14 protein-coding genes are annotated in these 14,511 nt (G+C 60.6%); 4 read left to right on the forward strand and 10 right to left on the reverse strand.

Going from position 1 to position 14,511, the window contains the following annotated elements; genetic code table 11:
* Positions 1-109: 109 nt before the first annotated feature.
* On the reverse strand, positions 110-823 hold the full coding sequence (locus D1222_RS00005) for an RlmE family RNA methyltransferase (RefSeq protein WP_119452209.1): 714 nt from the start codon (positions 821-823) through the stop codon (positions 110-112).
* Positions 820-1,944, reverse strand: a complete 1,125-nt coding sequence (locus D1222_RS00010) for a Ppx/GppA phosphatase family protein (protein ID WP_119452210.1) — start codon at positions 1,942-1,944, stop codon at positions 820-822. The genes D1222_RS00005 and D1222_RS00010 overlap by 4 nt, the downstream gene beginning before the upstream one ends.
* Before the next feature lie 153 nt (positions 1,945-2,097).
* Between D1222_RS00010 and hspQ the strand changes: the two genes are divergently transcribed.
* Positions 2,098-2,484: a heat shock protein HspQ gene (gene hspQ / locus D1222_RS00015; RefSeq protein WP_233348444.1), complete on the forward strand. Its 387-nt coding sequence runs from the start codon at positions 2,098-2,100 to the stop codon at positions 2,482-2,484.
* 12 nt (positions 2,485-2,496) lie between these two features.
* Here hspQ and maiA read toward each other — a convergent pair whose 3' ends face one another.
* Entirely contained in the window at positions 2,497-3,144 is a 648-nt protein-coding gene (gene maiA / locus D1222_RS00020; protein WP_119452212.1) for a maleylacetoacetate isomerase, read from the reverse strand.
* Positions 3,141-4,148 (reverse strand): fumarylacetoacetate hydrolase family protein, encoded by a 1,008-nt coding sequence (locus D1222_RS00025; protein ID WP_119452213.1) that lies wholly within the window; start codon positions 4,146-4,148, stop codon positions 3,141-3,143. The genes maiA and D1222_RS00025 overlap by 4 nt, the downstream gene beginning before the upstream one ends.
* A gap of 90 nt (positions 4,149-4,238) precedes the next feature.
* Between D1222_RS00025 and phhA the strand changes: the two genes are divergently transcribed.
* Both phhA and D1222_RS00035 read left to right on the forward strand, forming a co-directional pair.
* A complete protein-coding gene (gene phhA, locus D1222_RS00030; RefSeq protein WP_119452214.1) occupies positions 4,239-5,120 on the forward strand; it encodes a phenylalanine 4-monooxygenase in 882 nt (293 codons plus the stop codon).
* Between the two features lie 17 nt (positions 5,121-5,137).
* A complete protein-coding gene (locus D1222_RS00035) occupies positions 5,138-5,437 on the forward strand; it encodes a hypothetical protein (protein ID WP_407646721.1) in 300 nt (99 codons plus the stop codon).
* A gap of 143 nt (positions 5,438-5,580) precedes the next feature.
* On the opposite strand, the gene astB is transcribed toward D1222_RS00035, so the two are convergent.
* The 4 genes from astB to D1222_RS00055 are packed head-to-tail and all read right to left on the reverse strand — an operon-like array spanning position 5,581 to position 10,639.
* Entirely contained in the window at positions 5,581-6,900 is a 1,320-nt protein-coding gene (astB, locus tag D1222_RS00040; protein ID WP_182481812.1) for an N-succinylarginine dihydrolase, read from the reverse strand.
* Positions 6,900-8,354, reverse strand: coding sequence for a succinylglutamate-semialdehyde dehydrogenase (astD, locus tag D1222_RS00045; protein ID WP_119452216.1), 1,455 nt, complete (start codon positions 8,352-8,354; stop codon positions 6,900-6,902). Before astD ends, astB begins: the two co-directional genes overlap by 1 nt.
* A 9-nt stretch (positions 8,355-8,363) precedes the next feature.
* Complete coding sequence (locus D1222_RS00050; RefSeq protein ID WP_119452217.1) at positions 8,364-9,386, reverse strand: arginine N-succinyltransferase; 1,023 nt, start codon at positions 9,384-9,386, stop codon at positions 8,364-8,366.
* Positions 9,383-10,639, reverse strand: a complete 1,257-nt coding sequence (locus tag D1222_RS00055; protein ID WP_119452218.1) for a hydrolase — start codon at positions 10,637-10,639, stop codon at positions 9,383-9,385. The genes D1222_RS00050 and D1222_RS00055 overlap by 4 nt, the downstream gene beginning before the upstream one ends.
* 144 nt (positions 10,640-10,783) lie before the next feature.
* Here D1222_RS00055 and D1222_RS00060 point away from each other — a divergent pair, with 144 nt between their 5' ends.
* Positions 10,784-11,533, forward strand: coding sequence for a DUF481 domain-containing protein (locus D1222_RS00060; RefSeq protein WP_119452219.1), 750 nt, complete (start codon positions 10,784-10,786; stop codon positions 11,531-11,533).
* A 12-nt stretch (positions 11,534-11,545) separates the two neighbouring features.
* Here D1222_RS00060 and D1222_RS00065 read toward each other — a convergent pair whose 3' ends face one another.
* A complete protein-coding gene (locus D1222_RS00065) occupies positions 11,546-12,835 on the reverse strand; it encodes a cystathionine gamma-synthase family protein (RefSeq protein ID WP_119452220.1) in 1,290 nt (429 codons plus the stop codon).
* A 138-nt stretch (positions 12,836-12,973) separates the two neighbouring features.
* Positions 12,974-14,365, reverse strand: a complete 1,392-nt coding sequence (locus D1222_RS00070; protein WP_233348445.1) for a tetratricopeptide repeat protein — start codon at positions 14,363-14,365, stop codon at positions 12,974-12,976.
* Positions 14,366-14,511: the final 146 nt, after the last annotated feature.

The raw sequence follows: 14,511 nt of genomic DNA on the forward strand, positions 1-14,511 counted from the left end.
CCGCCGCCCCAGCGTTCGACAAAGAGGCGGAACGGCTTGCCTGCGCGATCGAACGCCGCGGCGCGGACCTCTCCCGGCGTGCGATGCACGAGGATCCGCGGCGGGTGGCTCATGAGCGGCCGCGATATCCGAGCGCGACGACGAACAGCTCTGGCGAGCCGGCCCGGCTGGCGGGCGGCTTGATGTGCTTGACGCTTTTGAACATGCGTTTGAGGTCATTCATCATGTCGGGCGTCGCCCCGCCCTGGAAAACCTTGCTGCAGAAATTGCCGCCCGGGGTCAGATGCTCACTGGCAAACCAGAGCGCCATTTCAGCAAGCGCCGCGGTGCGCAGGCTGTCCGTCTGTTTGTGGCCGGTCGTGTTCGCCGCCATGTCGGAGAGGACGAGGTCTGGCGGGCCGGACAGCCCTTCCATCATCTTCTCGACATCCTCGCCTTCATTGATGTCGCCCTGGATGATGTGGGCACCCGGGATGGGGTCCACAGCCAGAAGGTCGATACCGACAATCTCCTTTACGCCGCTGCGCAGGCAGACCTGGATCCAGCCACCCGGCGCGCAGCCAAGGTCGACGACGCGCTTTGCGCCTCGCAGGATGTTCGTCTTCTCATCGATTTCGAGCAGCTTGTAGGCTGCACGCGCGCGGTAATTGTCCTTCTTCGCGCGCTGGACGTACGGGTCCGACAGCTGGCGCTCAATCCAGCGCTTGGAGCTTTCATCCTTGGCATTGTGCGCGATGATCTTGCGCTCAGCCATACGGCGACCGGATGTCTGTTGCTTTTCCTTGGGCGGGCCTTTCCAGCGCCGCTTTTCGTCATCGCTCATGACTTTGCCTCCGCTGCAGCCTTGTTGCCGCTATTCTGTTGTGCCTTGCGTTTGCGCCCGCCGCGCGAGCGTTTGCGTTTGGGGCCTTTCATCATCGACAGGAGGAGGCCCTCGCGAAGCCCCCTGTCTGCCACCCGCATACGCGCATGTGGGGCGAGCGACCAGACCGCATCCATCAAAGCGCAGCCTGCAAGCATAAGCCCTGCCCGGTCATGGCCGATGGTCGGGAACTTCGCCCGGCCTTCGGGACCGGCTGTGATGAGTGCATCCATGGTGGAATAGCAGCCATCATGGTCCATCCACTGGCCGTCCACGAGGTCGCGGCGGTATTTCTCCAGCCCGAAGTGAACCCCGGCGACGCAAGTGACCGTGCCTGACGTGCCGATGATGTGGGATGTCTCATCCGCGAGCATGCGGCGAATATCGTGCTTCTCGGCCCATTTCTCGACATAGGATTTTGCCCGCTCCAGCATGGCTGGATAGGCTTCTTCCTCTGTTTCGAGATGAGCAAACGCCTCTGTGAGTGTGACCACGCCGAGCGGCACGCTGGTCCACGCCTTGATTGGGGGCTTTTTCAGCATGCCATCGAGACCGCTATCGCGCGCCACGGCAGCGTCGACCAGCGAAAGCTCTGTCGAGCCGCCGCCAATATCGAGAACGAGGACCGACTTTGCGTCCTCATCGATAAGGTTGTGACAGCCGATCAGGGCGAGGCGCGCTTCTTCCTGCGGGCCAATGATCTTGAAGGTGAGGCCTGTGCGCTCGCGAATTTCCTTGATGAAATCAGCACCGTTCTCTGCCTTGCGGCAGGCTTCGGTCGCAATGCAGCGCACATGCCCGACCCGCTTTGCCTTCAGCTTTTTCGAGATGGCGCCGAGCGCGTCAAAGGCCCGGTCCATTGCAACGTCAGATAGACGGCCCGATTGCTCGAGCCCCTCGCCCAGACGGGCGATCTGCGAGTGGGAATCGACCACGTTGAAGCCCTTGCGCGTCGGCGCAGCGACCAGCAGCCTGCAATTGTTGGTGCCGAGGTCCACCGCCGCATAAAGCGGTGGCCGCCGGTCATTGCGCGCGGGCCGGCGGTTACGCCTCTGCCCACCGCGCGATTTTTTTTCAGCCATGTGAGGCCCAAATCTTGTCGGTTAAGAGCGGCAATATCACATTGAAGTGCAATGAGCCAACGACCCAGCATATTCTCGCGACTTGCCGCTTTGTTCAGCGCCCGTAAGCCAGTTGAGCCGGAATACGAAGCTCAGGTCGCACATGTGGATCCCATGACCGAAGCATCACAGACAGACGAAACCTATGGCAAGGACGGCCATCAGCCTTTCGCCATCGACCGCAGACAGGCGAAATTCCAGATCGGTGAGGTTGTAAAACACCGCATGTTCGGATTCCGCGGTGTGATCTTCGACGTCGATCCGGTCTTCGCCAATTCCGATGAATGGTACGAAGCCATTCCCGAGCATCTGCGCCCGTCAAAGGACCAGCCCTATTATCACCTCTTCGCAGAGAACGATAAGACGCACTACGTGGCCTATGTCTCAGAAGGCAATCTTCTCATCGATGATAGCGACACGCCCGTCAGCCATCCGGACATTCCATTCGTCCTGGACCGCACGGCTGACGGCTATGCCCTGAAGCGTGAGCAGGCGAACTAGAACGTCTGCCCCCTAGTCCGGCTTCACCATCTCAGGCGCGGCTTTCGCGAAAGCCTCAACCTTCTGGCAGGCTGCATCGACTTCGACCAAGCGCGGAAACTGGCTGAGGTCGGTGTCGTAACGGCGCGCATTCGCCATTTGCGGCACGAGACAGATATCAGCCAGCGTCGGCTGATCGCTGAACAGGAAGGCATTGGCGTTGTGAGGCTCGGCCATTTCCTCCAGCGCCGTGAAACCCCGGATGATCCAGTCGCGGTACCACTCACCGACGCCCGCATCGTCCTGCCCCAGCTCTTTGCGAAGCTTGATCAGCACTGACAGATTGTTGATGGGGTGGATGTCGCAGGCGATGATGTCGGCGAAGGCGCGCACCTGAAGGCGGGCCCAGCTATCAGCCGGGAAGAATGATGGCTCAGGATAGGTTTCATCCAGCCACTCAAGTATCGCCATGGACTGGCCCGAGCGACGGCCATCGACTTCCAGCGTCGGCACACGCATCTGCGGGTTGAGCGCGCGGTAGCCATCCTGAAACTGCTCATCCGCGCCCGGGGCGATGTTCACCGACTGGGACGTGTAATCGAGGCCTTTCAGGTTCAGCGCGATCCGCAGCCTGTAAGCTGCGGATGAGCGCCAATAGTCATAGAGTTTCAGCTCACTCATGCCTTCACCACATCCTGCTCGATTGCGCCGAAAACGGTGTGCCCGGCCTTGTCCTTTACTTCGATGCGGATGTTGTCGCCAATGTCCATGAAGCTTGTCGCAGGCTTGCCGTCACGGATCGTCTCGATCATGCGGATCTCAGCGATGCAGGAATAGCCAAGGCCGCCATCGGCGACGGGCTTGCCAGCGCCGCCATCTGGGTCACGGTTCGAGATGGTGCCGGACCCGATGATTGTGCCCGCACAGAGTGGGCGGGTCTTCGCGGCGTGGGCGACCAGGGTGCCAAAGTCGAAAGTCATGTCGACATCGCATTCAGGCTTGCCGAACGGCTTGCCATTATAGGTCGACAGCATTGGCAGGTGCAGCTTGCCATCCTTCCAGGCGTCGCCCAGCTCATCAGGCGTCACGGCAACCGGCGAAAAAGCGCTGGACGGTTTGGACTGGAAAAAGCCGAAGCCCTTGGCGAGCTCATTGGGGATAAGGCCGCGCAGGCTGACATCATTGCAGATCATGATGAGCTTGACCTGATCGAGCGCCGATTTGGCGTCGATGCCCATCGGGACATCGCCAGTCACGACGCAGACCTCGGCCTCAAAGTCGAGGCCCCAGGCCTTGTCGCCGAGCGGGATGTTGTCGCGTGGGCCGAGGAAGCTGTCAGAGCCGCCCTGATACATGAGAGGGTCGGAGTAAAAGCTTTCCGGCACTTCTGCGCCGCGCGCTTTTCTAACGAGCTCCACATGGTTGATGTAGGCAGAGCCGTCGGCCCACTGATAGGCGCGTGGCAGCGGCGATTCGCAGTCATGCTCGTGGAAGCGCTTGGTCGGGACGGAGCCGATTTCGACGTCATTGGCGAGGGCGGCCAGTTTCGGCGCCACAAGGTCCCAATCATCGAGCGCGGCTTGCAGAGTCGGCGCGATATGCGTCGCTTCGGCATAGCGGGTGAGGTCTTTCGAGACGACAACCAGCTGGCCGTCGCGTCCCTGTTTGAGGCTGGCGAGTTTCATGTGCGGCGTTTCCTTTCCTCTATGGTCGTTGTGCCAGTGCGAAGACCAGCTTTCCATTTCTTTCAGCGCTTAGTGCGCTATAATAGTTGCATGAGCAACCATTCTGAAAAGCCCGCCCACGCAAGAGACGACTGGACCATTGATCAGGGCTGGTCGGACTATACGGCCGATGAGCATGCTGTCTGGGACCTCTTGTACAAGCGGCAGATGGACGTGCTGCCGGGCCGTGCGGCGCCTGAATTCCTCGAAGGCCTGAAGGCGCTGGACCTCGGCAAGGGCGGCATTCCCGAGTTTGAAGCCATGTCGGATGAGCTTGAAGCCCTGACTGGCTGGCGCGTCGTCGCTGTTCCCGGCCTCGTTCCGGACGAGGTATTCTTCGACCATCTCGCCAATCGCCGTTTTCCGGCAGGCCAGTTCATCCGCAAACGTAATGAACTCGATTATCTGCAGGAGCCGGACGTGTTTCACGATGTCTTTGGCCATGTGCCGATGCTGACCAATCCGGTCTTCGCCGACTATATGGAAGCCTATGGCAAGGGCGGGCTGCGCAGCCTCGACTTTGCAGCCCTGAAGAACCTCGCAGCGCTCTACTGGTACACGGTGGAGTTCGGCCTGATCCAGACCGATGAAGGCCTTCGCATCTATGGCGCGGGGATCGTGTCATCGAAGACCGAGAGCATCTTCGCGCTGGAAGACCCCTCTCCCAACCGGATCGGGTTTGACCTCGAGCGCCTGATGAAGACCGACTACCGGATCGATGACTTCCAGCAGACCTATTTCGTCATCGACAGCTATGAGCAGCTTTTCGATGCCACAGTGAAAACAGATTTTGCGCCCATCTATGACCGGATGCAGGGGAAGTTCGCACTGAAGCCTGAAGATGTCGTGGCGGATGACGATGTGATCACGCGTGGCAGCCAGGCCTATGCGAAGGCGGGCGGGCGGCTTGCGCCAGTGGATGGCGGCAAGTGAAGCGCGCGCTGGCGCTATTGGCCCTTGCGGTCTCTGGTGCCTTGGCGGCTGCCGCAGAAGACGTAGTCGGCGCGGACTGCCAGATCGAAGGCATACCTCTGCATGGCAAGGTTCAGGTCGTCACCAGCTTTCCGGACATCAAGGTGAAGGTGGTCGACAGCTTCCCTGACCTGAAGGTCAAGCTGGTTGAAAGCTTTCCCGATGATTGCGGCGAGTGGCACATGGTCGACAGTTTTCCCGACTTCACCATCCAGTATGTCGAGAGCTTTCCCGATATCGAGATTGAAATGGTGACCTCGTTTCCAGGTGTCCCTTAGACCAATTCCGCTTTCAGCGGGATTGATCGTCGGTTTGTTTGCGCTCACGCTAGCCCGCTGATACGGGCAGCTCCGCGGGGGCGGCGCATTCGCGCCGGGCTCGCCTTGCTCGCTTCCGCGTTTCCGGCAAAGTCGGAAACGCTCTAGGCGAGTTCTGACAGGCCGAGACAGTCGAGCAGCGCTTCACGAGCCGTCTGGCACTCAATGGCGAAAGCAGGGTCAGCAAGGTCTGCGGCGACCAGTTTATCGCGGTAGGTGTTGGCCACGATGTCCTGAAGCTGGTCGATCTTGTCTTCGTCCAGAATGACGCCCTGATTGCAGGCAGCAAGCTCCTCATCGGTCATCACGACACGCAGGCGCAGGCAGGCAGGCCCGCCGCCATTGCGCATGGACTGGCGCACATCGACATACTGGACCCGGCCGATCGGGCCATTGCCTTCAACCATCTTCTCGCAGAAGGCGCGCGTCGATTCGGTTTCCTGCGTCTCCAGCGGCGCAAGCAGCACGAGACGGTCTTCACCCGGCCATTTCAGAAGCTGCGAGTTGAACAGGTAGGATGTGATCGCGTCGCCGATCGGCACTTCGGCTTCTGGCACCATGACGGTTTTCAGCTCAAACAGGCCCTCACCCGCCTTGCGGATGGCGCTGAGGACGGCGTCTGTCTCTTCGAAGGCGAGCTCATGATAGAAGAGCGTATCGAGTGAGCCGACGCAGACCACATCATTATGGAAGGCGCCCGCATCGATGGCGGCGCGGGCCTGGCGGGCAAAGATGCTGCGCTCTGGTGCCAGCGTATGCGCGCGGGCGATGCTTTCAGTGGCGAGCCTTGTCTGACGGGCCGGGAAGCCAACCGTGCTCTCGCCAGCCTCGCGGCCATAGACGAACACTTCAACGCCGGGCGCGCCATGATCGGCGCAAAGGCGGATATGATTGGCGGCGCCCTCATCGGCGAAATCGGCATGTGCAGGCAGCGCGGCATGGACGGCGAACCGGTCCGTGTCGCCGAATATGGAGATCAGCGTTGCCGTCGTGTCCGGATGCTCGATGGAGCGGTGCAGCATGGTCGACAGGTTGGCGCTGGTGAGGTGCAGGCGGCCGTCGCTGGCATCAGCAGAGGGCGACACGGTCGCTGCATTGGCCGCCCACATGGATGAGGCGCTATAGGCGGCCTTGAGGATCTGCGGATGGGTGCGGGCCGCCGCCTCGATGATATCAGCGTCGCTGCCAGTGAAGCCTGCGGAAACGAGCAGGTCGAAGTTCGGGCGCGGCAGAGGTGGCAGGACGCCCTGTTTCAGACCAGCGCGCACCAGAAGGCGCATCTTCTCAAGGCCCTGAATGGCGGCTTCCCGAGGATTGGAGACGTCGCCCTCATTACGGGCACTGGCGAGGTTGCCCTCAGACATGCCGCCATAATTGTGGCTCGGCCCGATCAGGCCGTCGAAATTGACTTCGTGTGCACTCATCAGCCCGGAAACCCCTGTGCCTTGAGGCGTGTGGCCTGATCGGCGGTCTGGCTTGCCTGTGGCCAGGCGCAATAGTCCGCGGCGTAATAGGCGCCGGGGCGGAAATTGCCTGAGAGGCCGGGGCCGCCAAACGGCATATTGCCAGAGGCGCCCGCCGTCGGGCGGTTCCGGTTCAGAATACCGGCGCGCATCTCATTATGGGCGCGCAGCCAGAGCGCATCATCATCGCTGACAAGTCCCCCGGACAGGCCGAAGCGAGTATCGTTCGCGTGGGCAATGGCGGCGTCGAAATCCTTCACGCGGTGGATCTGGATGAGCGGGCCGAACAGCTCTTCGTCGGGCACATTGCTCGCATCGGTGACATCAATGACGCCAGCGGTGACGAAGCCGCCGCCGCGGTCCATGCGCTTCAGACGGCGCAGCGGCTTGCCGCCTGCCTTGGACAGCATCGTCTGGAAGTCGACCGCGGCCTGCGCAGCTTCTTCGGACACAAGCGGCCCCATGAAGATATCGTCTTCGTCCCATGCGCCGATCTTGAGGCCGCGCGCGCGCTCCACGATGGCGTCGATCACTGACTTGCCGAAGGCATTGTCAGGGACATAGACACGGCGGGCGCAGGTGCAGCGCTGACCGGTGGTCAGGAAAGCCGACTGGGCGGCGATGTCGCCTGCCGCTTCGGCGTCTGCCGGATCCCAGACGATAAGCGGATTATTACCGCCCATTTCGAGCGCGAGGATGATGTCAGGGCGGCCCGCGAAGTGGCGGTGGAATGCGGTGCCGGTCTTGGCGGATCCTGTAAACAGCACGCCGTTCACATCCGCGTCCAGCAGCGCCGCGCCCGTATCGCGTCCGCCATTCACGACATTGAGTACGCCTTCAGGAAGGCCCGCTGCCTCAAAGCAGTCGATCATGATCTTCGCGACGGACGGCGCGAGCTCTGACGGCTTGAAGACACAGGTATTGCCTGCGAGCAGCGCCGGAACGATATGGCCGTTCGGCAGGTGGCCGGGGAAGTTGAAGGGTCCGAACACGGCCATGACACCATGCGGGCGATGGGTCAGGTGCGCGCCGCCAAAGGCGGTGTCCTGGCTGCGGCCACCGGCGCGTTCAACCTGCGCCTGGATGGAAACAGCGATCTTGCCCTTCATCGCGCCGGCTTCAGCAACCGATTCCCAGCGGGCCTTGCCCATGTCTTCGCTGATGGCTTTGGAGATGTCGTCGGTGCGCTTTTCGACCTCTGCCGCATAGGCTTCGAGGATACGGGTTCGCGTGTCCTGCGGGACATGGCGCCACTCGCGCGCGGCGTCCTGTGCGGCCTCTACCGCTTCATTGACCTGCGCCGCACTCGCCGCCTGGCCTTCCCAGCTTGTTTCGCCTGTGGCTGGAGAGGTCTTCTCGAACCAGTCTCCGTCGCCAGTGTGCCACTTGCCGTTAATGTACGTGCCTTTCGCCATAGCGCTTGCCTAGCTCCTTAGCCAAAGTCTTGCTGTGCTGCCTGATTGCAGCTTCAGGCGGTCCAGAACCGCCTTCGATGTCACGAACTCATTCTCGCCGCGACTTTCCCCTTCGATGAGGCTGACCCGGATATCGTTGAAGTGGTCATTGGATACAATACCGCTCTCACCGCTCGCCTCACCTTCGATGAGGGTCACGATGCGGCTCTCGCGGATGGTGCGGATGAGTTTTCGAGGGGCCGCAACGAGTGGACCGCCGTCGAAGATATCGACCGTCCGCTCAAACCGGAAACCTTCCCATTCGAGCAGCTTCAGCGCGCCGACACCGTCGGCGTGGCAGCGGCCGATCACCTCCCGCGCCTCCGGCGGCAAAAGGTCCACATAGATCGGATATTTCGGCATCAGGTCGAGGATGAACTGATTGTCCGAAACGGCAGACAGGATGTCCGCCTCACTGAAACTCATGCGGAAGAAGTGCTGGCCGATGGCGTCCCAGAATGGGGTCTCGCCATTGGCGTCGACCACACCGCGCAGTTCCGCCAGCACCATATCGCCGAAGCGCTCAGGATAGGACGCCATCAACAGATAACGCGACTGGGCAGCCAGCCGCCCTGCCCCGCCGCCGCGATGGGCAGACCTCAGAAACAGCGTGCCAACCTCGGTGAAGCCGACAAACTCATTCGTCAGGATCAGCGCGTCCATATTGTGACGCCTGTCAGCGGCTTGGCTTGCCTGCGCGAGCGTGATGACGCGATAGTTGAAGAAGGGCTGGTCGATACCGGTCCCTGCCTTCACAGCGCTACATCCGCCAATCTCACCGGTCTCATGATTGACCATCATCATGAGATATTTGCCGTATTGCGGCTGATCGATCTCGCCGGCAAACGACTTCTCGGATTTCTCCAGCCGTTCGCGGATGATGCCTTCGTGCACAGGCAGGCTGGTAAAGCCCGGTCCCGATTCTTCAGCCAGCGTCATCAGCGCGTCGAAATCGTCCCGCCGCGCTGGCCGCATGACGTATGGGGCTGTCATTCCATCAGCGCCTTTATTTTCGCCGCGTCGATGCGGCCATCAGCGAACCGGTTGAGGAGGAGCGCCGAAAGCTGCGCCCGCTCCACCAGGCTGGACATGACGACGTATTCTTCACTGGAATGGATACGCCCGCCCATGACGCCAAGCGTATCGACGTTTGGCACGCCCGCCGCGAAGATATTATTGCCTTCGCAGACGCCGCCCGTGTCCTCAAAGGTCAGCTCCAGTCCAAGCGCCGAGCCGGTCTGCGCCACCGCATCAAACAGGGCCTGCTGCGCGTCGTTGCGCGGTTTTGGAGGCCGGTAGAAACCGCCATGCAGATGTCCCTTGATCCCGTCGCGGGCTGTCGCTTCCCGGAAGATCCGCTCGACCTCCCATGTCGCCCACTGGGCTGCATCGGCGTCAGGCGCGCGCGCGCCGAAGCGGATGATGGCAAGGTCCGGCACAATATTGACCGCACCGCCGCCATCGATCGCGCCGACATTGAAAGAAACGCCTTCGCGCCGCCCGTTGAGGGCTTCAAGATCAACAACCGCATGCGCGGCCGCTTCAAGCGCGCTGCGACCGTCTTCCTTTGAGCGGCCAGCATGGGCAGAGCGCCCGTGAAGGACGATGTCGAAAACAGCTGAACCCTTGCGGCCACCGGACATGGCGCCCGTTTCCATGCACGGCTCATAAGTCATGCCGACGAGCGCGCCGGAGGATGCCGCCTCTTTCAGGGCGCCAGCGCTTGCGAAATTGCCAATCTCTTCGTCCGGCGAAATCACGATCTGGTAGCCGAGCTTGTCCTTCAGCGGCCCAGCTTCGAAAGCCTGCAAGGCGCCGAGCATGACAGACAATCCGCCCTTCATGTCGGCGAGGCCGGGGCCGTTCTTGCGGCCCTCGCCAAGATCCTTGATCTCGGTGAACGTGCCCGGCGGGAAAACCGTGTCGTAGTGTCCGCTCATCACGACCTGCACAGGGGCCTTCGGCCGCGAGGTGACGCGGAGAATCGGGCCTGTCTCGAAGTCGACAGCTTCGCCCCTCTCATCCACCTTTTCGAAAGGCTGGGATTTATCCAGCTTCACCTCTGCATCGAGCGCCGAGAAGGCATCTGCCAGCTTTGGCGCAAGCGCCTTCAACCCATCCGCATTCCAGCTTCCGGTATTGATCCCAGCCCAGTCGAGCATACGGGACGCCATCTCGTTTTCGGCCGCCGCAATTCGTTCGCAGACGGCTTCGTCTTCAGAATTTTTCTTGCCTAGATCAGTCATGCTTCTTGGTTTCATGGGACGTGAAGAACTGCAAGCCCGTCGCTGGCAGCTTTTGCGGCGTTTACGCGCGAGCTGGCCCTCACGGTTAACAATCGAGGCAGCAACGTCTAGGAGGGGCGCTTACAATGCTCAGGAGACAAGACTGTGAGACGACTTTTTGTGTTCGCCGCCCTTGCCGGCCTTTCCCTCGCCCCCGCTGCTGCGGCAGACGATGGCTGGACGGGTGAAGGCTCTTTCTCGGCCGGGTACACGACCGGCAATACCGAAACGGCGGATCTTGGCCTTGGCGTCAAACTGAACCGGGAACTCGGCCTCTGGACCTATGGCGGTGAAGCCTCTGTCGAATATGGCGAGACCGACTCCGTTGAGACGCGCAATCGCATTTTTCTTGCGGGCCAGATTGATCGCCAGCTTGGCGACAAGCTCTTCGCTTTTGGCCGTACATCCTATGAGAAGGATGAATTCTCTGGCTTTGATTCCCGCCTCTTTGTTGGCGGCGGTCTCGGTTACCAGCTGATCGAGAATGAAGTGACCAACTGGTCCATTCAGGGCGGCCCCGGCATCAAGATTGACGAAGTCCAGGCCACGACGACCGTTCGCAATGGCGTGCCTGTCTTCGTTCCGGCTTCGACTGAACAGTCGCTGTCCGTCGTTGGGCGTTCTGAATTCTCACACAAATTCAATGAGGCGGTGAGCTTCTCGAACAATTCCGACGTCATTTATGCGAGCGAGTCGACGCAGTTCGTGAACGTGACAGCGCTGACCGCCGCACTGACAGACGCGTTCTCGGCGCGTTTTTCATTCGATGTGCGCCATGACACGAATCCGCCGCCTGGATTTGAGGCGACGGATACGGTCACGCGCGCATCGCTGGTTTACGCTTTCGGCGGCTAAGGCCGCAGCCGTCTAGACCTTCTCCAGGGCCTGTTCGAGGTCGACCAGAAGATCTTCTGGCGCCTCGACGCCCACCGAGAAGCGGATCAGGCCGTCGGTGAAACCGATTCGCTTGCGGATCTCTTCATCGACGCCTGAATGGGTCGTCGACCCCGGGTGACACATCAGGCTTTCCGTGCCGCCGAGGCTGACAGCCAGCTTCACGAGCTGAAGGTTGTCCAGCAGCCGGAAAGCCGCTTCCTTGCCGCCTTTTACGTCGAACGAGAAAGTCGAACCGGCCGCCTCACACTGTTCGTCGAATACCTTGCGCTGCGGGTCACCTTCTTCGAGAAAGGCCGGATACATCACCTTGCCGATCTTTGGATGGTCGCGCAGGAATTCAGCGCAGATACGTGCATTGTCGAACGCCTTCTCCATACGCATGCGCACCGTCTCCAGCGAGCGGGTGAGCAGCCAGCAGGTGTGAGCATCCAGCGTGGTGCCGAGATAGTTACGGACACGGCGGATTTTGGCGATGACAGCTTCGCTGCCAACCGCGGCGCCGCCGACGAGATCCGAGTGACCGCCGATATATTTGGTCAGCGAGTAAAGCGCGATGTCAGCGCCATGCTTGATCGGCAGGTGGCCAATCGGGCCCATCATCGTGTTGTCACACATGATGATCGGGCGATGTCCAGTTTCTTTCTCGATCGTGTCAGCGACGCGCTTGCAGGCCGCGATATCTACGAGCGCATTGGTCGGGTTGGCTGGCGATTCGGTGAAGATGACGCTGAGCGGGCCGGTCTTGGCCGCTTCCCGTGCGCGTTCAAGAATCTTTTCCTCACTGGCCCAGGCATCCATCTCGAACGGCGTCACGCCAAAATCGGGCATGAAGCTGCGCATGAAGACTTCGGTGCCGCCATAGAGCGGGCTGGAGTGCAGGATGGTCGTCCCTGCCCCGGCGCAGGCGAGCAGCGCCGTGGTGATAGCGCCCATGCCTGACGAGAAGACCAGCGCCATTTCACCAGCATCGTACAGCGTGAGGCGATCTTCGAGGACTTCCATGTTCGGATTGTTGAAGCGCGTATAGATGAGGTCAGCTTCTTCAGGGTCGTCCGCGAGACGCTTGCCAGCCAGCTGGCGGAACAGCGCTTCGCCATCGCGCGCCGATTTGAAGGCGAATGTCGATGTCATGAAGATCGGTGGCTTGATCGAATTTTCCGACATGGCCGGATCGAAGCCATAGCCCATGACGAGGGATTCCGGCTTCAGCTTGTGCTCACCAATCTTGCGCTTGCGATAGTGTTTGTCGGGCTTGCTCATCAGAGATGTCCTTTGAATTGATTGGTTGCAACTGAAACCATTTATCGGCCGTATTCAAGCGTTCCCCTGTGAGCCGAATTGAAAAACCCCGGCGCCTTTTCAAGCGCCGGGGTTTGAAAGTCAGAGATGTGCGGGCGCTTAGCTGCCGCTGATCCGCTGGAAGGCCTCACGGGCTTCTGCAAGACGCTCATCAACCGTTGCGCAGGCTTCCGGCGCGTTTCCTTCACCCAGAACGGCGAGCTGCTCACAGCGACGCTTCTCGTTCTCGGTGTCCTGGACAAGGCTTTGAGCTTCGAAGCGGACCAGTGCGACTTCAGTCTGCTCTTCAGAGCGCATGAAGTCGAGCCAGCCGCGGCCACCGCGATTGTTCGCATTCGAGAAGGCTTCACGAGCACCAGCGCGGTCATCGCGCTCATAGCGGGACTGGCCGATCAGAACCCAGGCGAGTCCGCGGTCCTGTACACCGCCGGTATTGATGGCGCGGACCAGTGCCTCTTCGGCCTTCGCCCACTCCTGAAGCTCAGCATAGGAGCGGCCAAGACGCTCATACATGGCGCCGCTATTGTTCATGCGGGCAGCTTCTTCGATGACCGGGATAGCGCGGTCGAACTCACGAGCCACCTGATAGAGGTTGGCGAGCAGTTCCATACGCTCATAGGTCTTGGAGACGCGGCCGGAGTTCATTTCCTTCTCAAGCACCTGAGCGGCCTGATACGGCGCGTTGAAGCGGTTGTAGAAGTTCACGATCCGCATGATCTCGTCTTCCTTGGTAAGGATACCACCGAGATACATGGCTTTCTGGACCTCAAACGCCTTGCGCTCCTGCTCACCGGCGAAATAGTCGCCAGCGATGGCGTCCCAGAGTCGGCGCTCATTCGGGTTACGTGCGAGCAGCGTTTCGAGCAGCTCAGCCTTCTTCGCGCGCTGACCTGTCTCGTCATAGAGATAGATCAGGAAGTCATAGACCTGACGCTCTGCGTTCGGGCCATCTTCACGGAAGACCTGCTCGGCCCAGCGGAGAGCTTCCTGATTGCGGTTGAGCTTCTGGTTGACGACAGCAAGCTGCCATTTGGCGTCGCGGTCCGGCGAACCACCGGCCTGAACCCACTTCTGCGAGTATTCCAGCGCCTTATCGAGATTGTTCTGGCTCAGATAGATCTGGAAGATGTTGTAATAGGTGTTCTTGCGCTCGCTCGCAGGGATGTAGCCCTGATTGATCGCCTGTTCGAGATCGCGAACGGCGCCTGCATAGTCGCCTGCTTCGATCTTGATGGCCGCGCCGAGTTTCAGGATCGCGCCCTGCTCGTAGCAGTTCAGTTCTTGGTTACGGAGCTGGTTAAGCGCGCCAAGGGCGGCCTGGGCATTCTTGTTCTGGAGCAGTTCGGTTTCCGCTTTGAGGTAAAGCTCACCCGTGGTCGAGCTAAACTCAGTCGCTTCACAATTGGCACCCTGCGCCATCGCGGCGCCAGCGCCCATGGCGCACATCGCGCCGACAATGACTGCACTCTTCAGAACGGTCTTGATTCCCATGGTGTCTCACTCCTTTTCGCCGATAGCGGCGGAAACTCTCTCATGCACATCGCCTGAGGGCTTTAACGTGCATCTGCCTGAAATTGATCCGCCGGCGATATATCTGTTTTATCGGCAGTTAGCGTCACTTCGCTTTGTTATAAGAT

The organism is Henriciella algicola, assembly GCF_003576245.1.
GTDB classification, from domain to species: domain Bacteria; phylum Pseudomonadota; class Alphaproteobacteria; order Caulobacterales; family Hyphomonadaceae; genus Henriciella; species Henriciella algicola.

Coding starts and splice junctions, on each gene's coding strand:
- D1222_RS00005 (WP_119452209.1), bottom strand. CDS start 823: ATGAGCGATGACGAAAAGCGGCGCTGGAAAGGCCCGCCCAAGGAAAAG.
- D1222_RS00010 (WP_119452210.1), bottom strand. CDS start 1,944: ATGGCTGAAAAAAAATCGCGCGGTGGGCAGAGGCGTAACCGCCGGCCC.
- hspQ (WP_233348444.1), top strand. CDS start 2,098: ATGACCGAAGCATCACAGACAGACGAAACCTATGGCAAGGACGGCCAT.
- maiA (WP_119452212.1), bottom strand. CDS start 3,144: ATGAGTGAGCTGAAACTCTATGACTATTGGCGCTCATCCGCAGCTTAC.
- D1222_RS00025 (WP_119452213.1), bottom strand. CDS start 4,148: ATGAAACTCGCCAGCCTCAAACAGGGACGCGACGGCCAGCTGGTTGTC.
- phhA (WP_119452214.1), top strand. CDS start 4,239: ATGAGCAACCATTCTGAAAAGCCCGCCCACGCAAGAGACGACTGGACC.
- astB (WP_182481812.1), bottom strand. CDS start 6,900: ATGAGTGCACACGAAGTCAATTTCGACGGCCTGATCGGGCCGAGCCAC.
- astD (WP_119452216.1), bottom strand. CDS start 8,354: ATGGCGAAAGGCACGTACATTAACGGCAAGTGGCACACTGGCGACGGA.
- D1222_RS00050 (WP_119452217.1), bottom strand. CDS start 9,386: ATGACAGCCCCATACGTCATGCGGCCAGCGCGGCGGGACGATTTCGAC.
- D1222_RS00055 (WP_119452218.1), bottom strand. CDS start 10,639: ATGACTGATCTAGGCAAGAAAAATTCTGAAGACGAAGCCGTCTGCGAA.
- D1222_RS00065 (WP_119452220.1), bottom strand. CDS start 12,835: ATGAGCAAGCCCGACAAACACTATCGCAAGCGCAAGATTGGTGAGCAC.
- D1222_RS00070 (WP_233348445.1), bottom strand. CDS start 14,365: ATGGGAATCAAGACCGTTCTGAAGAGTGCAGTCATTGTCGGCGCGATG.